Source organism: Nitrospirota bacterium (assembly GCA_040757595.1).
Lineage (GTDB): Bacteria > Nitrospirota > Nitrospiria > Nitrospirales > Nitrospiraceae > JBFLWP01.
Genome location: JBFLWP010000019.1, coordinates 1 through 18,113 on the forward strand (window position 1 = coordinate 1; position 18,113 = coordinate 18,113).

At 63.5% G+C, this 18,113-nt stretch carries 23 protein-coding genes; all 23 read left to right on the forward strand.

All coding sequences use genetic code 11. The features are described from left to right. Window positions 1-870 (forward strand): carboxypeptidase regulatory-like domain-containing protein (locus AB1411_14660; GenBank protein MEW6544836.1); only part of this gene is annotated, 870 nt, incomplete at its 5' end. A 59-nt stretch (window positions 871-929) separates the two neighbouring features. Next, window positions 930-1,910, forward strand: a complete 981-nt coding sequence (locus tag AB1411_14665; protein MEW6544837.1) for a formylglycine-generating enzyme family protein — start codon at window positions 930-932, stop codon at window positions 1,908-1,910. 59 nt (window positions 1,911-1,969) lie between these two features. Then, the gene (locus tag AB1411_14670) at window positions 1,970-2,941 is read left to right on the forward strand and encodes an SUMF1/EgtB/PvdO family nonheme iron enzyme (protein ID MEW6544838.1); all 972 of its coding nucleotides are present in this window, start codon (window positions 1,970-1,972) and stop codon (window positions 2,939-2,941) included. Between the two features lie 62 nt (window positions 2,942-3,003). Next, on the forward strand, window positions 3,004-3,507 hold the full coding sequence (locus AB1411_14675; GenBank protein MEW6544839.1) for a hypothetical protein: 504 nt from the start codon (window positions 3,004-3,006) through the stop codon (window positions 3,505-3,507). 289 nt (window positions 3,508-3,796) lie between these two features. Continuing rightward, complete coding sequence (locus tag AB1411_14680; GenBank protein ID MEW6544840.1) at window positions 3,797-4,405, forward strand: hypothetical protein; 609 nt, start codon at window positions 3,797-3,799, stop codon at window positions 4,403-4,405. Between the two features lie 230 nt (window positions 4,406-4,635). Continuing rightward, on the forward strand, window positions 4,636-5,754 hold the full coding sequence (locus AB1411_14685) for a radical SAM protein (GenBank protein ID MEW6544841.1): 1,119 nt from the start codon (window positions 4,636-4,638) through the stop codon (window positions 5,752-5,754). Between the two features lie 68 nt (window positions 5,755-5,822). Further along, a complete protein-coding gene (locus tag AB1411_14690; GenBank protein MEW6544842.1) occupies window positions 5,823-6,242 on the forward strand; it encodes a response regulator in 420 nt (139 codons plus the stop codon). A gap of 270 nt (window positions 6,243-6,512) precedes the next feature. Beyond that, window positions 6,513-7,223: a Crp/Fnr family transcriptional regulator gene (locus AB1411_14695; protein ID MEW6544843.1), complete on the forward strand. Its 711-nt coding sequence runs from the start codon at window positions 6,513-6,515 to the stop codon at window positions 7,221-7,223. Between the two features lie 234 nt (window positions 7,224-7,457). Continuing rightward, window positions 7,458-8,027 carry a hemerythrin domain-containing protein gene (locus AB1411_14700; GenBank protein ID MEW6544844.1) on the forward strand — a complete coding sequence of 190 codons (570 nt, stop codon included), beginning with the start codon at window positions 7,458-7,460 and terminating at the stop codon, window positions 8,025-8,027. A 147-nt stretch (window positions 8,028-8,174) separates the two neighbouring features. Beyond that, complete coding sequence (locus tag AB1411_14705) at window positions 8,175-9,377, forward strand: multicopper oxidase domain-containing protein (GenBank protein ID MEW6544845.1); 1,203 nt, start codon at window positions 8,175-8,177, stop codon at window positions 9,375-9,377. A gap of 91 nt (window positions 9,378-9,468) precedes the next feature. Beyond that, a complete protein-coding gene (locus AB1411_14710) occupies window positions 9,469-9,810 on the forward strand; it encodes a hypothetical protein (protein ID MEW6544846.1) in 342 nt (113 codons plus the stop codon). A 147-nt stretch (window positions 9,811-9,957) separates the two neighbouring features. Further along, window positions 9,958-10,254 (forward strand): hypothetical protein, encoded by a 297-nt coding sequence (locus tag AB1411_14715; GenBank protein ID MEW6544847.1) that lies wholly within the window; start codon window positions 9,958-9,960, stop codon window positions 10,252-10,254. Window positions 10,255-10,306: 52 nt separating this feature from the next. Then, window positions 10,307-10,696: a plastocyanin/azurin family copper-binding protein gene (locus tag AB1411_14720; protein ID MEW6544848.1), complete on the forward strand. Its 390-nt coding sequence runs from the start codon at window positions 10,307-10,309 to the stop codon at window positions 10,694-10,696. Continuing rightward, window positions 10,693-11,145, forward strand: coding sequence for a hypothetical protein (locus AB1411_14725; GenBank protein MEW6544849.1), 453 nt, complete (start codon window positions 10,693-10,695; stop codon window positions 11,143-11,145). The genes AB1411_14720 and AB1411_14725 overlap by 4 nt, the downstream gene beginning before the upstream one ends. A 61-nt stretch (window positions 11,146-11,206) precedes the next feature. Next, window positions 11,207-12,046, forward strand: a complete 840-nt coding sequence (locus AB1411_14730) for a hypothetical protein (GenBank protein MEW6544850.1) — start codon at window positions 11,207-11,209, stop codon at window positions 12,044-12,046. A 28-nt stretch (window positions 12,047-12,074) separates the two neighbouring features. Then, the gene (locus tag AB1411_14735) at window positions 12,075-12,257 is read left to right on the forward strand and encodes a hypothetical protein (GenBank protein ID MEW6544851.1); all 183 of its coding nucleotides are present in this window, start codon (window positions 12,075-12,077) and stop codon (window positions 12,255-12,257) included. Between the two features lie 112 nt (window positions 12,258-12,369). Then, window positions 12,370-13,065, forward strand: coding sequence for a hypothetical protein (locus AB1411_14740; protein MEW6544852.1), 696 nt, complete (start codon window positions 12,370-12,372; stop codon window positions 13,063-13,065). Beyond that, window positions 13,065-13,619, forward strand: coding sequence for a hypothetical protein (locus tag AB1411_14745; protein ID MEW6544853.1), 555 nt, complete (start codon window positions 13,065-13,067; stop codon window positions 13,617-13,619). Before AB1411_14740 ends, AB1411_14745 begins: the two co-directional genes overlap by 1 nt. A gap of 48 nt (window positions 13,620-13,667) precedes the next feature. Beyond that, window positions 13,668-14,594 (forward strand): TIGR01212 family radical SAM protein, encoded by a 927-nt coding sequence (locus AB1411_14750; protein MEW6544854.1) that lies wholly within the window; start codon window positions 13,668-13,670, stop codon window positions 14,592-14,594. A gap of 206 nt (window positions 14,595-14,800) precedes the next feature. Then, window positions 14,801-15,706, forward strand: coding sequence for a tetratricopeptide repeat protein (locus tag AB1411_14755; protein ID MEW6544855.1), 906 nt, complete (start codon window positions 14,801-14,803; stop codon window positions 15,704-15,706). A gap of 22 nt (window positions 15,707-15,728) precedes the next feature. Further along, entirely contained in the window at window positions 15,729-16,160 is a 432-nt protein-coding gene (locus tag AB1411_14760; protein MEW6544856.1) for a hypothetical protein, read from the forward strand. 47 nt (window positions 16,161-16,207) lie between these two features. Next, entirely contained in the window at window positions 16,208-17,353 is a 1,146-nt protein-coding gene (locus AB1411_14765; GenBank protein ID MEW6544857.1) for an NHL repeat-containing protein, read from the forward strand. Continuing rightward, window positions 17,346-18,092, forward strand: coding sequence for a tetratricopeptide repeat protein (locus AB1411_14770; GenBank protein MEW6544858.1), 747 nt, complete (start codon window positions 17,346-17,348; stop codon window positions 18,090-18,092). Before AB1411_14765 ends, AB1411_14770 begins: the two co-directional genes overlap by 8 nt. Window positions 18,093-18,113 lie beyond the last annotated feature (21 nt).

Here is an 18,113-nt window from a genome sequence, read left to right on the forward strand (position 1 = left end):
GCCTACGAGGAAGTCACGGTGACGGACGGCGGCACGCTGACGGGTACGGTCACATTGGTCGGCCAGGTCCCGAAGCCCAAGGGCTACAACCTCACGACGTTGCCGGACCCGGTGTATTGCGGGCGCATTTCTGACGGGCAAGGCTGGCGCATCCTCCAACCGTTCCAGGTCGGGCCGGCCGGCGAGTTTCGCGAGGTGGTGGTCTATCTGGAAGGCGTTGCCAAAGGCAAACCCTTCGAGGAAAAGAGCGTCCCGCAAATCGAAGCGAAAGATTGCCTCTTCATCCCGTTCACGACCGTCGTGCGGGACGATCAATCGGTGACGGTGGTCAACATGGACCCCGTCATGCACGACATTCAGGCCTATGAAACCTCCGAGCTGGGTGCGCGCGTGCTGTTCAACGTGCCGCTGCCGATGAATCCGCAGCACCCCCGGAACTTCAAGGATCGCAGCGAGGCCGCGCTGTACCACAAGCACATGGCCGGGGCGCCGTCGAAGCAATTGGTCAATCTCAGCAAGGGCCGCCGGGTCTTCGTCATGCAATGCGGCTTCCACGCCTACATGGAGAGCTGGGGCGTGGCCGTCACCAGTCCCTACTTTGCCAAGACGGATGGGCAGGGCCGGTTCACCATCACCGACGTGCCGCCTGGCACCTACAAGCTGGTCGTCTGGCATCCCTACATCCGAACGAGAATCGAGCAAACGGTCACGATCGGCCCGAAGGGCGCAGTGAAGGCCAATGTCGCGGTCCCGGCCCCGACCGGGCGGCTCTACGCGAACGAGGTGTTGGAGCATGACTACGTTCGCTACAACGTGCTCGAGGAAACGAAGAGGGAAATCGAGCCGATGATCCAAAAACAGGATCGCTGAACACGGAATGACAAGGGTGCGAAGCATCCGGCTCCAATTGATTGCGCGATGGGGGACATGTGAGGCGCCCTCCGACGAGACGGGGCGACGCGGGGACCGGAAGACGGAGGGGGCGGCGCATCGTCGGCCGCCTTGCGCTGGGGCTCCTGCTCATCTGTGCGGCGGCGGGCGAGGCGCGGGCCGACCACGAGAAGATCGTCCGCGAGCCCTGGGCCCCGACGCTTGAGGCCGAGCGGCTGGCCGCCATGGAAGCGCCCGAGGGAATGGTGCCGATCCCGGCTGGCCGGTTCCTGATGGGAAGCGACCCGCACCAGGACCCGGACGCCGGTCCGCAGGAGCAGCCCCAGCGCTGGGTCTACCTGGATGCCTTCGCGCTGGACCGCTATGAGGTCAGCAACGTCCACTACCTGCGTTTCGTCCTGGCGACCGGGGCGTCCTGGCCGCCCTACTGGCGGGCCGATCCCTTCCCGGAGAAGATGGCCTGGCATCCGGTCATCGGAGTGAGCTGGCTGGAAGCGGACGCGTACTGCCGTTGGGCGGGCAAGCGCCTGCCGACCGAGGCGGAATGGGAAAAGGCGGCGCGCGGCGCGGACAGCCGGATCTTTCCCTGGGGCAACGAGCCGGCCGGGTGGCTCAAGAGCAACATCGCGCATTCCGGCTCCAAGCGGGGCACGAAGTATCCGCCGCTCGCCAACGTGAACCGCTACGACCGAGGGGTCAGCCCCTACGGCGTCTACCAGATGGCCGGGAACGCGGCCGAGTGGGTGGCCGACTGGTTTGATCCGGAATACTACCGGCAGGGGCCGGCCGTGAACCCGCCGGGCCCCGCCCGGGGAGAAGATCGGGTCTTTCGCGGCGGCTCCTGGAACGAAGACCCGGAGGTCGCCCGTTCCGCCGGGCGCGGCGCGCACGCGCCAGATCACCGAAGTTATTTGATCGGATTCCGTTGCGCGAGCGATGCGCGTGAAGCGGGGCACCCATTGCATTCTGCAGAGCAATGGGTCCCGGTAACGCGTGAAGCGCGAGCCGAATCGCGGTGACTCTGGCGCCCGCGCGCGACGTTTCACGAGCGACGAGATCCCCACGAAGGAGGTCGGACATGGAACCCCGGCAGGTGAATGGGACAACGAAGCTCAACAGGCTGGTAGATATCCTGCTGGCCGGCGCGATCGCGCTGGCCCTGGCCAGCACGGTGTGGGGCCTGGACGTGGCGGACGTGATCACGTCGGAGTGGACGCCGGCGGGCAAACAACTCGCGATGGAGCGTGCCAAGACCTGGCCCGTGAAGGACGAGATGGTCCGCGTGCCGGCCGGCTGGTTTCTCATGGGCAGCGACAAAAAAGTGGATCGCAACGCATATGAGTCCGAGCGCCCGCGGCGGAGGGTCTATCTCGACGCCTTTGAGATCGACAAGTACGAGGTGTCGGCCCTGCAATACCTACGATTCGTGCTGGCGACCGACCGTTTGCCTCTGGTGGACTGGCGCTACGACGGCGGCAATTTCCAGGAGACGATGGCGCATCACCCGATCATGCACGTGTCCTGGTACGACGCCGACGCCTACTGTAAGTGGGCCGGGAAGCGGCTGCCGACGGAGGCCGAGTGGGAGAAGGCAGCGCGAGGTGAGGACGGACGGATCAATCCGTGGGGCAACCAGACGGCCGGTCTGAGCCGGGCGAATTTCGGCCGTTCGGGACTGTCCGGACCCGTGCGGGACCGGCCCGAGCGGCTGATGCTCTATCCCCCGATCATTTCCGTGGACAAGTATGAGAACGCCGTCAGCCCGTACGGAGTCTATCAGATGATGGGCAACGTCGCGGAGTGGGTAGCCGACTGGTACGACAAGGATTATTACAAGACGGCGCCAGACCGCAATCCGAAAGGGCCCGAACAGGGGACACAGCGGGCCTTCCGCGGCGGGGGTTGGATCGACAGCACCACCACGATGCGGGCGGCGATGCGGAACGGGACCGACCCGACCACGAAGATGAACTGGCTCGGGTTCCGCTGCGCCCGCGACGCGCAGGAGCCGGCAGGCCAGCAGGTCTCGTTGGCGGCCCCGGCGCCGTAGCTGGCCCCCCTACGACTTGATAAGTGACCGCTGTTGACGACCCGCTCGCAACGGGGTGAGGCATGCATCTGACCGTCAGGATTCCGGAGTCCGATGCCGCTGAGATCTCCACTGCACGCATCCTGGCCCGGCTCGCCCCTGAATTCCACACCGAAGGCAAGGGACCGGCGCTGGCCCACGTGGCCACCTTTGCCAACCTGCCCGATGATCTGGATCCGGCAGTGCGGCTCATCGGGGAAGCGATCAATCTTCCGGGTGTCCAGGTCGCGGTCAACTCGCGGCCCGTCGTCAGCCTGTCCAAGTTCTGGAGCGCCCTGCTCTGCTATCGCGACAGCCTCAGAGAGCCCGACCCGGGGGCCTTCTGTGCCCGCCTCTCGTCCCGGCTGAGCGGTCTTTCCGGCTGCCCGGACCGGACCTGCGTCTCCCACTGCCAATTCATCTGCACCCGCTGCCTCGGCGTGGCCCGGGAAACCGGCGCGCCGCCGCTCGCAGCCCAGCTCCGGGCGATCGCGGTCCAAGCCGAAGTGGAGTGGTGCCCCAATCTCAACCTGCCGCCCGTGAAGTGACCGACGCGGCGATCTCCGCGTCTCCGTGTCCCCGCGTCCTCGTGTCCTCTTGAACGGCGTCTCACGTCTAACGTCTCCCCTCTCACGTCTTTAGATAGGCCAAAGGCCCTATCCCGATCCTTGACTACAATCACGTTGACGACCGAATCCCGTCAAGGTGTCTGACGCCGCCCCCCGCTACAGTGCCCCCATCAATCTTTCACTCGCCTTGAAGGGGGGCATCATGAGCGGTCATCGAACAAGAAACGCGGGTTTGGGGGCAGCGGCGCTTTTGCTCGCGGCGGCGATAGTGGGAACCGTCCAACCGTCACCGGCAACGGCCGAAGAGAACCAGGTGTTCTTCCGGGGCGGCTTCGCAGCGGCGGCCAGCGACCGGCAGAACGAGCTTTTCACCGACACGTTCAACATTCTGGGGCGCGGGAACAACGCCGGACAGACAGGCTGGTACATCGGCGCTGGCTTGGACCAGGGAATGCACAAGAACTTCCTCGGGTTCCAGGGCATGTCCCTCATGGGCGAGATCGGGATCGAATTCAAACGGTTCGCCTCCAACACCGTGACCTCTGCAACGGCCCTGACCCCGGTCAGCAGGACTACGCCGGCGACCGTCCAGATCACGATGTTGACCGTGGACGTGGCGCCGAAGCTGAAATTCCGGGAGGGGGAGAGGCTCCGTCCCTGGGTCATTCCGATCGGGCTGGACTTCCACGTGATCAGCCCTCCCTCGAACCAGGCCGGGTATTTGGACATCGGCGCGCAGATGGGCGCCGGCGTCGAGTACAACATCTGGGGGCCGGTCAACCTCGGTGTTGACGGACGCTATCACTTCACCGCGAACATGACCAACACCGTGAACAACTACGGCTCAGTCGGCATGTACGTCGGCATCCTGTACTGACGGCGTAATGGGCAAGAACCGGCGGCGCGCCATTCGCTGGCGGCTGTCAGCCGAGTGGGCTGGACCACGGGACGGGGGGTTGTGCCGCCCTCGGGGCGAGGTGGTGCCACCTCCCACTACCTCGCCCGTCCCTCCCTGTCAACATAGGCAAGTGGCGTGTGGCGAAGAGGTTAGAGACGAACCCACCCCTTAGCCACGCGCCTCTCGCGCCCCTAGCCGGGACGGTGGTGATGTTCCCCCCGCCACGATTGGTCTATTGGGAAACCACCAAACGCTGCAACCTTCGGTGCGCGCACTGTCGCGCCGTTCCCCAGACCTGCGTGCCAGAGAACGAGTTGTCACTGGCTGAGGGATTTAGGCTGATAGATGCCATCGCGGAGGTTGGCCGGCCGATCCTCGTGCTCACCGGCGGAGAGCCTTTACTCCGCCGCGACCTGTTCGACCTGACCGCCTATGCGACGTGGCGTGGGCTGCCGCTGGCGCTCGCGACGAACGGAACGTTGGTCACGCGCGAGACGGCCCGGCTCATCGCCGACGTCCCGTTCAAGCGAATCTCCATCAGCCTCGACGGCCCTGACGCGGAGCCCCATGACAGCTTTCGCCGGGTTCCCGGGGCGTTCGACGGCGCAGTGGACGGGTTTATCCATCTAAAAGAGCTGGGGATGTCCATGCAGGTCAATACGACCGTGACCGCCCACAACCGCGACCAGCTCGAAGCCATCCACGAGTTGGTGCGGAAGTTGGGGGCCGATGCCTGGCACCTCTTTCTCCTCGTGCCGGTCGGGTGCGGGTTGGACATCGCCCCGGACGCTCAGCTCACGCCCCGCGAATATGAAGCCGTCCTCTACTGGATTGACGAGCTGAGCCAGAGCGGGACGATGGAGATCCGCGCCACTTGCGCGCCGCACATTCAGCGGGTTCGCCTTCAAAAGCAAGTGCTTGCAGGCGGATACGCTGAGGCTGAGGCAAAGGCCAAGGTTGAGGAGGACGAGGATTTGAAGAAGCAGTTGTTCGCTCAACCTCAGCCTAAGCCTGATCCGCAGACTCGTCGCGGGTGCCTGGCGGGAACGGGCATCGCCTTCGTCTCTCATCGCGGCGAAGTGTTCCCATGCGGGTATCTGCCGGTGAAAGCTGGCGACATCAGAACGCGGAGCTTCGCCGATGTCTGGGAATCGGCGGAGGTGTTCGCCGCGCTCCGGAATGCCGACCGCCTGGCGGGGAAATGCGGCGCGTGCGAGTACCGGATCGTCTGCGGAGGGTGTCGGGCCCGCGCGTACGGGTCCACAGGACGATACCTCGACGAAGAACCATTCTGCACCTACCTTCCCAAACCTTCTGGACCGCGATGACGCCCATTCAGTCAACCGCTGCGCACAAAGCGCCTCCCCCGGATTTTCCAACAGAGGAGGCGAAGACCGTGCTGGTCGTGGACGACGAGCGGCAGGTTCGGGATCTGGTCGGCGAAATCCTGAACGCGCAAGGCTATACCGTGCTGAGCGCCAGTGATGGGCGGGATGCCTTGCGCGTGTGTGCGTGCCACGAGAGCCCGATTCACCTTCTCCTGACCGAAGTTCTCATGCCGGACATGAGCGGGTTCCAACTCGCTGAGCGCGTGATTGCCCTGCGCCCGCAGACAGGGGTGCTCTTCATGTGCGGCGACACGGGCGACGTCCCTCTCGCCGAGACCCGCCTCAAGACAGGGATGTCATTCGTCCGCAAGCCATTCTCGCTCGACGCACTGGCAGACAAGGTCGGCGACGCGCTCGTGGAAGACCCTGCCGCATTACCCAAAACCGCGGCTCCTACCCCGGTGACTCAGCCGGTAGCCAGGCTTTGACACCCATCCCGTTTCCGCTTCAAGTCCTGCAGCCTGGAACCAGGCCATTCCTCTCTTGTAGCAATCGGCTACGGTCAACCCTGGCTCTGTAGCGCAATGACTCACTCATGCACCCCTTCGCCTAGGACATGAAATGATTTATGCTGAAAAATCAAATTGTTATGATTTATAATTGGATGTCTATCACGAGCAAATCGGTGGTGCATGGCTTGCATAAAACATCAAGGTTTCGAGAATATCCCTTGGTTTCATTTAACCCACTGAGGCGCGATGAAACAGAAATCCGGTCCCCTCCTGAACTGCGATACCTGCACGCTCCGGGCTCAATCCGTCGTCTGCGACTTCGAGGGCGACGAACTGTGTGCCTTCCAACGGATCAAACACTCCTTTTTCTACGAGCCCCGACGAACCGTCTTCTATGAAGGCCATGCCTGCCTCGGCCTCTACTTGCTCTGCACCGGGAAGGTGAAGCTGACCCGCTCCTCGGCGCGCGGCCAGCGGCAGATCGTGCATATCCTGGACGCTGGCCAACTGATCGAGAAGCATGCCTTCCGACCGGGTGCCGTCCACGAAGTCACGTGCGAGACCATGGAGCCGTCCCAGATCTGCCTGATTGAGCGGGACGCGTACCATGCGCTCATCCAGCGCAACCCTCGCGTGGCCATCAAGCTGATTCACCTCTTGAGCGAAGAAATCGGGAAAACTATGGACCAGCTTGATGAGTTCACCTTCAAGTCCGCCCGCGAGCGGCTGGCGAGCCTGCTCCTGGAACTGGTGGATCGGTTCGGCCGGACGGCGGAGCGCGGCGTCCAGGTTGACCTCGCCCTGAAACGCGAGGAAGTCGCCGAAATGGCCGGCGTCACGGCCGAAACCGTCTGCCGTCTCCTTAGTGCGTTTCAGAACGAAGGACTGGTCTGCCTCAATGGACGCTCAATCACGGTGTTGAAGCCGGATCGCCTGGCCCGTATCGCCAGGCTCTAACAGACTCCCTCCAGACTTTTCCCAGCCTTCCGAGCACTTCCGCGCAGGGCCCGCTTGGTCTCTGGTGCCGCCCGTGTGCGGATCGTGGTCGTCCGCCTGCCGAAATCCGCATAGGCCTGAAGACCTATGCCGCTCCGTTGAGATGCATCATAGGCCGGGCTGGTTGATTACAGGGCGGCTCCCCAGGCCCCCGCGCTAGGGTTGCGTACGTGCCATGGGGGGCCATTTTTCCGCATGGTCGCTCGTTCCGATCAGAAGTGGGTACCGGCGCATCGAGGAAACGGACGGACAGGCCTCCTGCTTGATCCTATCGCCCTCTTGACGCGTGAGCACGAGATGATCCGGGAGCAGCTCCGCATGATTGAAGCGATCGTTGGCCCACGGGGCGCTAATCCGCATGGATCCGGCATGCACGGGCTCGCGGAGTCGGACCGGGATACGCTCCGCCAGCTCTTCCGGTTCTTTACCAGCCGAGTCGGAGTCCACTTCAAGCGTGAGTCGTTGCTGATCGCCGCCCTCACTCGGACACGTGGGCAGAAGCGCGGAGAACGGGAGCAATTTGACACCCTGCTGCTCGAGCACCGGGCGCTGAAGGCCGGCGCAGCCGGGATACTCAGAAAGCTGAATCAGAAGCCGGCACATGCGGCCGATGACGGCGGTGCGGACCCCTTTGGCATTCTGACCTTCGTGAAACGGTACCGCGGGCACCTCGCATGCGAGGAACGCATCCTCTACGTGCTAGCCGAGATGCGATTGACCGCCCAACAGAAGCAATGGATCAGCCAACGGATGCTGCATGTCTGAAGCGTCAAGAAACAAGAGGCTCGGGGCTTGCGACACGAAGCGAAAAGGATTGAGGAAGGAGGTGACGGAACACCCGTAGACGGAACGGAAGCACGGCAACACGGGCAGTAGCATCAACGCGGGACCGTAGAGAGAGGAGGAACGAGTATGAGACGGACAAGAGGATTGGTCGCGGTCATCATGGCGCTCGCGCTGTGCGCGTCCACGGCCGGGATCGCGCTGGCCGCGGACCCGGAAGTCAAGACGCATAAGCAGCCGTATCCGGATCGGTGGAACTCGATCAAGAACCCCCCGGTCAACAAGTTCTCCTACCCGCCCGATATCTGGTCGGCCGAGAACATGTCGTTCCGGGCAACGGGCAAAATCGTCGAGTATTACCTGACCATCGAGCAGATCAAGTGGAACATCGTGGGCGACGTGTATGTGACGCAATGGGCATTCAACGGCCAGGTGCCGGGCCCGCTGCTCACGGCGACGGAAGGCGACATCGTGCGGATCACCGTCAAGAACAATACCACGATTGACCATACGATCCACCCGCACGGACAGTGGGTCCCGGTCAACATGGACGGGGTGCCGAACGTCACCCAGCTCTCGATCCAGCCGGGCGAGACGTTCGTGTACGAGTTCATGGCGAAGCCGTCCGGACATCACTTCTATCACTGCCACGTGAACGCGGCCACGCACATGGACATGGGGCTGTACGGGTCCTTCGTCGTGTATCCGGGACCCGAAGTGGCGGTGGGCACCACGGACAAACAGGCTGCGGATCCTGCGCTCAAGATTGATCGCGACTATGTGATGATCCTGGATGAAGTGGACACCCGCATTGACGACGGCGAGAGCGGCGGCATGGAGCTCGGCCATCCGCGCAAGATCGCCAATTTCAATTACTTCACGATCAACGGGAAGTCGTTCCCCGAGAGCCCGATGATCTTTGTGCGGGAAGGCGACATCGTCCGGGTCCGGTTCCTGAATTTCGGCTACTGGTCGCACGCGATGCACCTGCACGGCCATGCGTTCGCGCAGGCCAGCGCGGAGTGCGATCGGTGCCCCAGGATATGGGAATTCCGCGACGCCATGAACCTCAATGCGGCACAGCGGACCGACGTCGTCTTCAAAGCCAACAACCCAGGCCGGTGGGTGTTTCACTGTCACCGGGTGCCGCATGCGACCAACGACGGCGCCTATCCGGGGGGCCTGTTGACCATCGTCGAGTATGAGAACAACCCGTACCTCCCGGTGATTCCGCCGTTGCCGCTGCCGGGCTTCAAGACGATGGACGATCCGAAGACCATGAACATGTCGCTGTCGCATAAGGCGGTGAGGAAGCAGGTCCTTGGCGAATAGCGACACAGCGAGGAGGCCCGCTGGGTTGAGTGACGCAGGCGGGAGCCGCCTCGGGAACCGAGGCGGCCTCCTGCCGAAGGAGGGATGACTCATGAGAACCGGGACACCGAGATTGTGGGCGGTCCTCGGCTTGGCGGTGGGCCTGATGCTCCTGGCGACCACCGGCTGGGCCGATGTCGTCGTCGAGTCGGGAAACGTGCTGAAGATCGACAAGGCCGCCGGGACGCTTGAGATTGAATTGCGGAACGGAGGCAAGAAGTCCTTTACGATAACCGACAAGGACATTCTTGCCAGCCCGGTCTGGAAAAAACGGCTGAACGTTGGCGACGGCGTTGACCTCAAGGTGGACGGAGACAAAGTGTTGACGGTGCTCCGCCGAAACCTTCCGGTCACGATCCGGCCGCCGGAGACCGCAGCGGCGCCGACGAAATGACGCGCGCGTCGGCTCACACGAGTCCGGGAGCCTGGAATGGGACTGGGCTCCCCAATCTCCGCGTCTCCGCGCGGGCGCGGACCCGTCGGAAGGAATTCGGAGAAGAACATGAAGAACATGAATGGCAGACATGATGCGGCTCGAGCGTTGGGCGTTCTGCTGCTGGGCGGCTCGGTGCTGGCCACCACGGCCCTTGCGCAAATCCCAGCGCAAAAAGGGGCTCTTCACGCTCCGGTGAAGATCGTGCAAGGGACGATCAAAGCGGTTGACGAAAAAGCCGGCAGCGTCACTGTGGAGATCGTACCGGGGCAAACGGTCACGCTGAAAGTGGACAAGGCAGCCATGGAGCAGCTTCACCGTGTGGGCAAGAAAGGCGAACGGGTGGAACTCCGCCTCTCGGCCAAGGACGTGGTGGAAACGGTGGCGGTGGGGACGGGACCGTAACCAGAGCCGCGAGGCATCAGGGGCGAGGCGAAACCGAGGTGACGGACATCCTATGAAGATCTCGGGCGTGATCGTCGCGCTGCTCCTCATCCTATGGAGCGGCGCACAGGTGAAAGCGGAGACCTATACGGTCTTCATGAAAAATCGCGCGTTCAACCCGGCCCAGCTCCCGATCAAGGTCGGGGATACGGTCCAGTGGATCAACGACGACGAGGACGTGCACCTTGTGATCAGCGGCAAGGACTTGAACGATCCCGCCAAGGGCAAGCCGCTGGACTCCGGCACGCTGTTGCCCAAGCAAACGTTCTCCTACACATTCTCCACGCCCGGCGTGTACCCGTACATGTGCGTGATCCACTGGTCTCTTCAGTCCATTACCGGCATGGCCGGCATGATCGGAGAAGTCGTGGTGGAGACGGACGATCGAGCGGAAAGGAGGTGAGCGACGTGCGAGGCGCGATGCTGGCCGCGGCGGTGCTGCTGACCATAGGGAACGGGCAGGCATGGGCCGGCGCCCCCTCGACGGAAACGGGCAACCGGAGCCAAGAATCCTCGGCCGGCCAGCGCGCAGGCTTCGATATCTTCCTGATGGGGATTGTGACCCAAACCAACTACGAGGCCAGTCCGGTGACCATCACGATGAAGGTGATCGAGGGGGCTCTGGAGCGGCTGGGGCAGAACATCGAAGTAGTCATCGAGACAGAGGAGGCGGTTAAGCATTTCAAGCGACGGGTGAAAGTCGGGATGGAGCTAGATACGCGCGTGCGGGTGGGCGCCGACGGCAAATTTTATATGGTGACGTCGCAGCGCCGCGGCATCCCTTCCCGTGAGTTTAAAGGCGGCCCGACCATTGACGAAAGCGTCAAGCGCCTGTTGGAGAGCGGCGGATAGAGCCGGTGAGCGCAGGAAGTTGATGGTCCATTGGTCATTCGAGCTAGGAGGAGAAGACGACATGGACAAGGGACATGGCTGGAAATTGATCGGGATGGGAATCTGCGGGATGACGGCAGCGGCCTGGCTGGGCGTGTCGGTGCCCGAGGCCTACGCCGACGGGACAATCACCGGCACGGTCTCGTTCTCCGGAAACGCGCCGGCCAATCCGAAAATGCGGGTGGCGAAAAACGCGGACTATTGCGGAAGCGAGGTGGAGATTCCGGTCTTGGTCGTGAATCCCAAGAACAAGGGCGTGCGCTGGACGGTCGTCTATCTGGAAGGGGGCAGCGGCGGGCCGACCCAGCCGAAGTATACGCTGGAAATGGGTGATCCAGGAAAGAAATGCGACTTCGTCCAGCACGTCACGGCGATGGTGAAGAACAAGGACATCTCGATGAAGAACACCGATCCGATCCTGCACAACCCGCACACCTTCAACGACAAGCATGCGACTCAGTTCAACGTCGCGCTGTCCGAGAAGGGACAGACCGTGGATCGGAAGGTTCGTGCGGGCGGCCTCGTGAAGTTGGTGTGCGATTCGCACGTGCACATGAACGGATGGATCATGGTCCTCGATCATGGGTACTTCGCCGTGACCGACGGCGACGGGAACTTCAAGATCGAAGGTGTGCCGCCGGGCAAATACAAACTGACGGCCTGGCACGAAAACTGGAAGGCGAAGAACTGGGAGGAAGTTGACAAGTCCATCAAGGAAGCGGACGCCAAGATCAAAGCGGGGCAGATCAAGCCGGAAGACGCACAGCTCGAGCGCCCGATTTATGAAGACCATATCGTGCTGACCAAGGAAATCGAGGTAAAGGACGGGGGCGAGGTCAAGGTCGCATTCGAGTTGAAATAAGGCCCCTGCCTGAAAGGAGGAAGCGTCTATGCCACGAGGCAAGGAATCCGCGTTTGTCATCCTGGCCGCCGGTTCGTTGTGGCCGACCGCGCTCTTCGCGGAGGAATCCGCCAAGGCGGCGGGATATAGCGGCGGGGATTACATCTGGTTCACGGTGATCGGTCTCATTCTGGTGTACGGAGCATACGACACGTTCTTCAAGACGCCGTGAATTCCAGATTCACGACTGGGCAACGAGGACTGCGGGAACCTTGCGCGACGTTGTTCGCCCTCGGTCCTCAGCCCTCAGTCCTGGCCGGTTCGGTTCATCAAGGAGGCCGACAATGTGCGTTGGCAGCTCCAGACATCTCCTGGCTCTCTCCCTCCTGCCCTTGACCGTTCTCCTGTTCCCCTGTTTCGGCTGGGCCCATGAGCTGAGTCAGCCTGTTCCGATCCTGTTGGAACGGATGCACGACGCGCTCTTGCTCATCAACCGCGGAAAGCTGGATCACGCCTATACCAAAGCCGTCTCGATCCAGGAGGACTTTCCGGACAGCAGTCGGGGGCGCTTGATTCAGGAGGTCGGGCTGCGCCGCACCGCCCAGCGGCTTGACGGAGTCTATAAGACCTCGCTCGCGGAGGAAACGGCTCAGGCTCTCGAACAGAAAGACATGCCGCGTCTTCAGAAAGCTCTGTACTCGCTCTCGTTTCTCCTGATCCTCGAAAAGCTCGACCGCCTCGCACAACTGATGGCCGATCCCCAGGCCCGCCCGGACACCAAGGCGGCGGTCCTCGCCGTGGCGCACGACTACTTCTCGCACATGTTCGAGCGGCTCCTGCGCTTCCGGGCCGCGGAGCAGATTCAGGCCCTCGACCTGTTGCTGGACCGCATGGCGGTCGCAGTCAAGCGGGGGGACGCCCCAAGCCTTGAGGCCCTGCGGAGGCAGTTCGTCGGCGGCCTGTTCCAGGGATTCCAGGAGCAACTCGTCAGCGGGCAGCTCCGACCGACGTTGGCGTCCACCAGGGAGGTGGGACCGTGATGGCGTCCACTGTCAAGGCCCCGCCGGCCGCGTCGGTCCTCGCCTGTCTGCTCCTCTTCGGATGGGGCGAACTGACCGGCGCGCTGCAAGGGGGCTTTCGAATCCAGATCCTGGCCGCCGCGGCCGAGGCGGCCAAGGAACACCCCGCCACACATCAGCTCACAGGGCTCAGCGACGTTGACCAAAACATCGTTGAGGGGGTCGCGCAGGAAGTGCTGGCTCGGGTCCACGCGTTCCACGTCCATACGCACGGCGTGGCCCTCGTGACCCTGGTGCTGGTCACGGTTGCCTCAAACTTGGCGGTGGGCGATCGGGTTAGGGCCGCGCTCGTCGCGTGGACGTTGCTCGGGCTGGTCTATCCGTTCGGCTGGCTGTGTATCGCCCTGACCTTACCCGGTCAGGGCAAAGTCGCGGCGTACGCCTTGGCCGAGCGGTGGTTCTTTATCCCTTTCGGCGGGCTGTATCTCTCGGCCGTTGGCACACTCATTGCCCTACTGGCCTGGCAGATCCTCGTGGGAAGAGCCAACGGGGACCGCAAAGACGAGCCGCGATGAGAAGCGAATAGCTGAACCCTGTTCGCTGATAGCTGAGGTGCACGTACGATGGCGACACCGGCGACCACAGTGATCCCGTTTTACTCCGGGGGGGAGTATCTCCGGGAGCAGTTCCCCTTTCGGGTCTTCAAGATCGCCATTGACGCGGGGTTCAATTGCCCCAACCGCGACGGCACCCTGGGATACGGAGGTTGCACCTTCTGCAGCAACGCCAGCTTCAGCCCGAACTCCCGCACGGCCCGTGCGCCGATCCAACAGCAGATCGCCGACGGGATGCGGTTTTACCGGGAACGGCTTCAGGGGGAGAAGTTCATCGTCTATTTTCAAGCCTACACGAACACGCACGGGCCGGTGGCCGGCCTGCGTCGGCTCTATGAGGAGGCCCTGGGAGTCCCGGATGTGGTGGGGCTTTCGATCGGGACCCGCCCCGATTGCGTACCCGACTCCGTACTGGACCTCCTAGCGGAGTATGCCGGGCGGACCCACCTCTGGCTCGAACTCGGGCTTCAGAGCAGCCACGAGGTGACGTTGCGATGGCTCAACCGTCGTCATACCTATACCAATTTCGTAGACGCGGTGCGGCGGGCCCGGGATCGAGCCCTGCGGGTCTGCGCCCATGTAATCCTAGGAATTCCAGGCGAGACGCGCGCAATGATGCTCCAGACCGCGGATCGCTTGGCCCAGCTCGGCTTGGACGGATTGAAGTTGCACCATTTCTACGTGGCGAAGGGCACCGCCATGGAGCGCCTCTACCGGCGCTCGACCGTGCGGTTGCTCACGCTGCGTGAGTACGTTGGCCTCGCGTGCGATTTCCTGGAGCGCACTCCCCCGGAAGTCGTCGTGCAGCGTCTGACGGGCGAAATCGCCGACTCTTATGTGCTCGCCCCGCATTGGGGAGTCACCAAGCTGCAAGTCGTCCATTTGATTCGCGAGGAGCTGCGGCGGCGTGGGTCCCGTCAGGGCAGCCGCGTCTAAAGCAAGACGCATGATGACAGCGGAACGATGAACGCGAAAAGACCATGACAATCGGAGCACTCTTGCATTCAGCGTTCCGCGTTCAGCGTTGGAGAGTGGGAAGGGGCGAATGTGCCACCTCTTCTCGGGGGAGGGAAGGTCCTTCGTCACGGCCTCCGGGCCTTCGCCTCCCCTCCTTTCCCGGCCATGAAAGGAAGGTGTGTGCCATGAACGCTCTGTTCCGTGTGGGCGGCGGTCTGATCCTGTTGGCGCTCCCAGCGGTCGCAACGGCGGCCGAGCCGGTCGCCGAGCGCCCGCGCGACCATTTTGTCCAAGGCGTGCTGGCGACCGAGCGCGGGCAGCTCGATCTGGCCATCCAGGAATTCGAGGCAGCCGTGCAGAACGACCCGAGCCACGCCGATGCCCATTACAACCTGGGACTCTTGTACGGCGAGCGCGGACGGTGGGAGGCCGCGATGGCGGCGCTCGCGAAATCGGCCGAGTTCCGGCCGAAGGACGCCGAACCGCATCTGGCGATGGGCATCGTGGCGAGCCAGGCCGGCGACGACGACCTGGCCATCCACGAGTTCATCGAGGCGATCACCCGTCAGCCCGACTCGGCCGAGGCGCACTTCCGACTCGGCCTGGTCTACCAGAAGCGCAAGCTCGACGACATGGCGGTGGGCGAATACCGCGCGACCGTCCAGGCCAACCCCCAGCACGTGCTGGCGCGGTTCGCGCTCGGATTTCTCGCGGACAAGAGAGGGGATCTGGACGAGGTCATCCGGCAGTTCCGCGAGGTCACGATCGTGGATCCCCAGAACCCCGAAGGTTATTACAACCTCGGGCTCGCCTACGGCCGCAAAAGCATGGTCGGCCTGGCGGACCTGCCGACGCCCGATCTGACGGACTACAACGCGCTGGCGCTGGAGGCGTTCCAGAAGACCCTGTCCTGGAATCCCAACCACACCGGAGCCCGCTATAACCTGGCCATTGCCTATCTCTATCAGGGACCCGGCGACGTCAAGCGCGCCCGCGAGCATTTGGAGATCCTGGCGAAGCTCGACCCGGCCCTGGCGGAGAAACTGGCCGATAAGATTGAGAGCGTGACCCAGAAGGAGGGCGCGCATTGAGGGCAATGATGGGAAGTGAGCGATGAGTGACCGGTTGAGAAGGGTCCGTCAAATCGTCTGGCCGATGCTCGCGATCAGCCTGTTGTGGGCGGGAATTGACGCCCGGGCGCAGGAGAACACTCAGCAGGCCGGAGAGTCCCTATCGAACAACGCGCCCGAGATCACCGCGATCACGCCGCGTTGGGGGCCGTCCGGCTGGGTCTTCTCGCTCACACTCGTGGGCCATAATCTGGCCGAGGTCTCGGAGGTGCAGTTCGTCCCTTCGACCGGGATCGTGGTTGAGGACGCCCCGGTCGTTAACAGCGAGGGGACCGTGGCCACGGTAAAAGTGACCATCCTGATGCACGCGCCGCTGGGGCCGAGGCTCGTGGTGGTGCGGACCCCGTCCGGACAGTCATCGCTCACGCCGACGGAGGCGAACACGTTCAAGGTGAGTTTCGCGCATCTGCACTAGACGGGCAAGGGGCGAGATGCACGAGGCGATTCGTTGAGGAGGCCAAGATGAACGGAGGAACAGGAATCCTGCTCGGTGGCGTCGTGGTGATCGCGCTGATGGCGGCCGCGCCCGGGACGGGCGCCGCCGAGAAGCCCGGCCATCACGGCGGGAAGGTCGTGATCTCCACCGTGGCGGGGAACGGGTCGGCCGATTCCAAAGGCGATGGGGGCGCGGCGCTGGCGGCGAGCTTGAGCAACCCGCGGGCCGTGACGGTGGACGCGGCCGGGAATCTCTACATCTCCGACTCCACCAACAACCGAATCAGAAAGGTGGATGCCGCCACCGGCGTCATTAGGACCGTGGCGGGGAACGGCACCCGCGACTTCTGCGGGGACGGCGGACCGGCCGTGAAGGCCTGCCTGGCGTTCCCGATGGGGCTCGCGGTGGACCCCGAGGGGACGCTGTTCATCGCCGACGCACGCAACCACCGGATCCGCCGGGTGGACGCCAAGACCGGGATCATCACCACCGTCGCCGGGCAAGGCATCAGAGGGCTGGCCGGAGACAACGGCCCAGCATTGAGCGCCCTCCTGTCATACCCGACCTCAGTCGCGTTGGATGAGGAAGGCAACCTGTACATCGCCGACTCCGAGAACGGCGGCATCCGGCGGGTGGACAGGAAAACCGGGATCATCTCGAGCATCGTGGGCGAGGGCACGCCGGGCGCCAAGACAGACGCCGCGGGCACGCCGACCATCCGGGGCCTCTTCGTGGCGCCGGTGGGACTGACGTACGACGGCAAGGGCAACCTATACGTCGCGGACTCCTTTCTGAATCGGGTCAAGAAGGTCGAGATCGCCACCCGCAAGGTGACCATCGTCGCCGGCAAGGGAGTCAACCAGTATTGCGGGGACGGCGGACCGGCCAAGGAGGCGTGCCTGGCTCAGCCAGCTGGCGTCGCGCTGGACGCCGCCGGGAACGTGTACATCGCCGACGCGGGCAACCATCGCGTTCGGAAAGTGGACGTCAAGAGCGGTATCGTGACCACGATCGCCGGCACGGGGGAGCGCGGGTTTGCAGGCGATCACGGTCCCGCGACGAAGGCCAGCCTGGGATTTCCGACCGGCGTGGCCATTGATCCGAAAGGCCGCGTGGTGGTCGTGGAACCGAACAACAACCGGGTCAGACGGTTGGAGGCGAACCGTGGGTAAGCGACATGGGCCTAGACGGAGCGCCCGCTTGGCCCTGCTGCTCTGCCTGCTCGGAACGCCGACTTGGGGGATCGCAGCGACGACGGCGCCGCCCCTCGACACGGCCGACGAGGCGGCCGCGCTGTTCGCCAAGGGACAGGCGGCAGCGAAAAACGGGCGGCTGCGGGCCGCCACCGAGGCCTACGTGGAAGCGATCAGGGTCAAACCGGATTTCGCGCAGGCCTACCTGGCGCTCGGCCAGATCAATCACGAGGCCGGCCGGCCGGATAAGGCGGCGGCGCTCTACCGGCTGGCGCTCCAGCATGACCCGGAACTGGTGGAAGCCTACCAGGGGCTCGGCAATCTGCATTTCGATCAAGGCCGGTTGGAGGAAGCGCTGGGCTTCTACCAGGAAGTCCTCGCGCGTACACCACGGTCGCCGGTCGGCTACAACAGCATCGGGAACTGCTACTACGGGCTTCAAAAGTTCCAGGAGGCGCTGGAAATGTGGCAGAAGGCCATCGAGGTGGACCCTACCTATCCCCGCGCCTATTTCAACCGGGCCATTCTGTACGACGGCGTCCATGTCAAGGACAAGGCGATCGAGAACTACCGGAAGTTTCTGGAGCTGGCGGGCCCCGACCACGCGATGCTGGTGGAAGACGCTCGCATGCGCATTGACGAGCTGGAGCGACCGGAGCCGCCTCAACCGACGGGGTCGGGCCCGCAGCCGGAACAGAGCCAGCAGCATCGTCACTAAGAAGGCCGTGACGCGTGACGG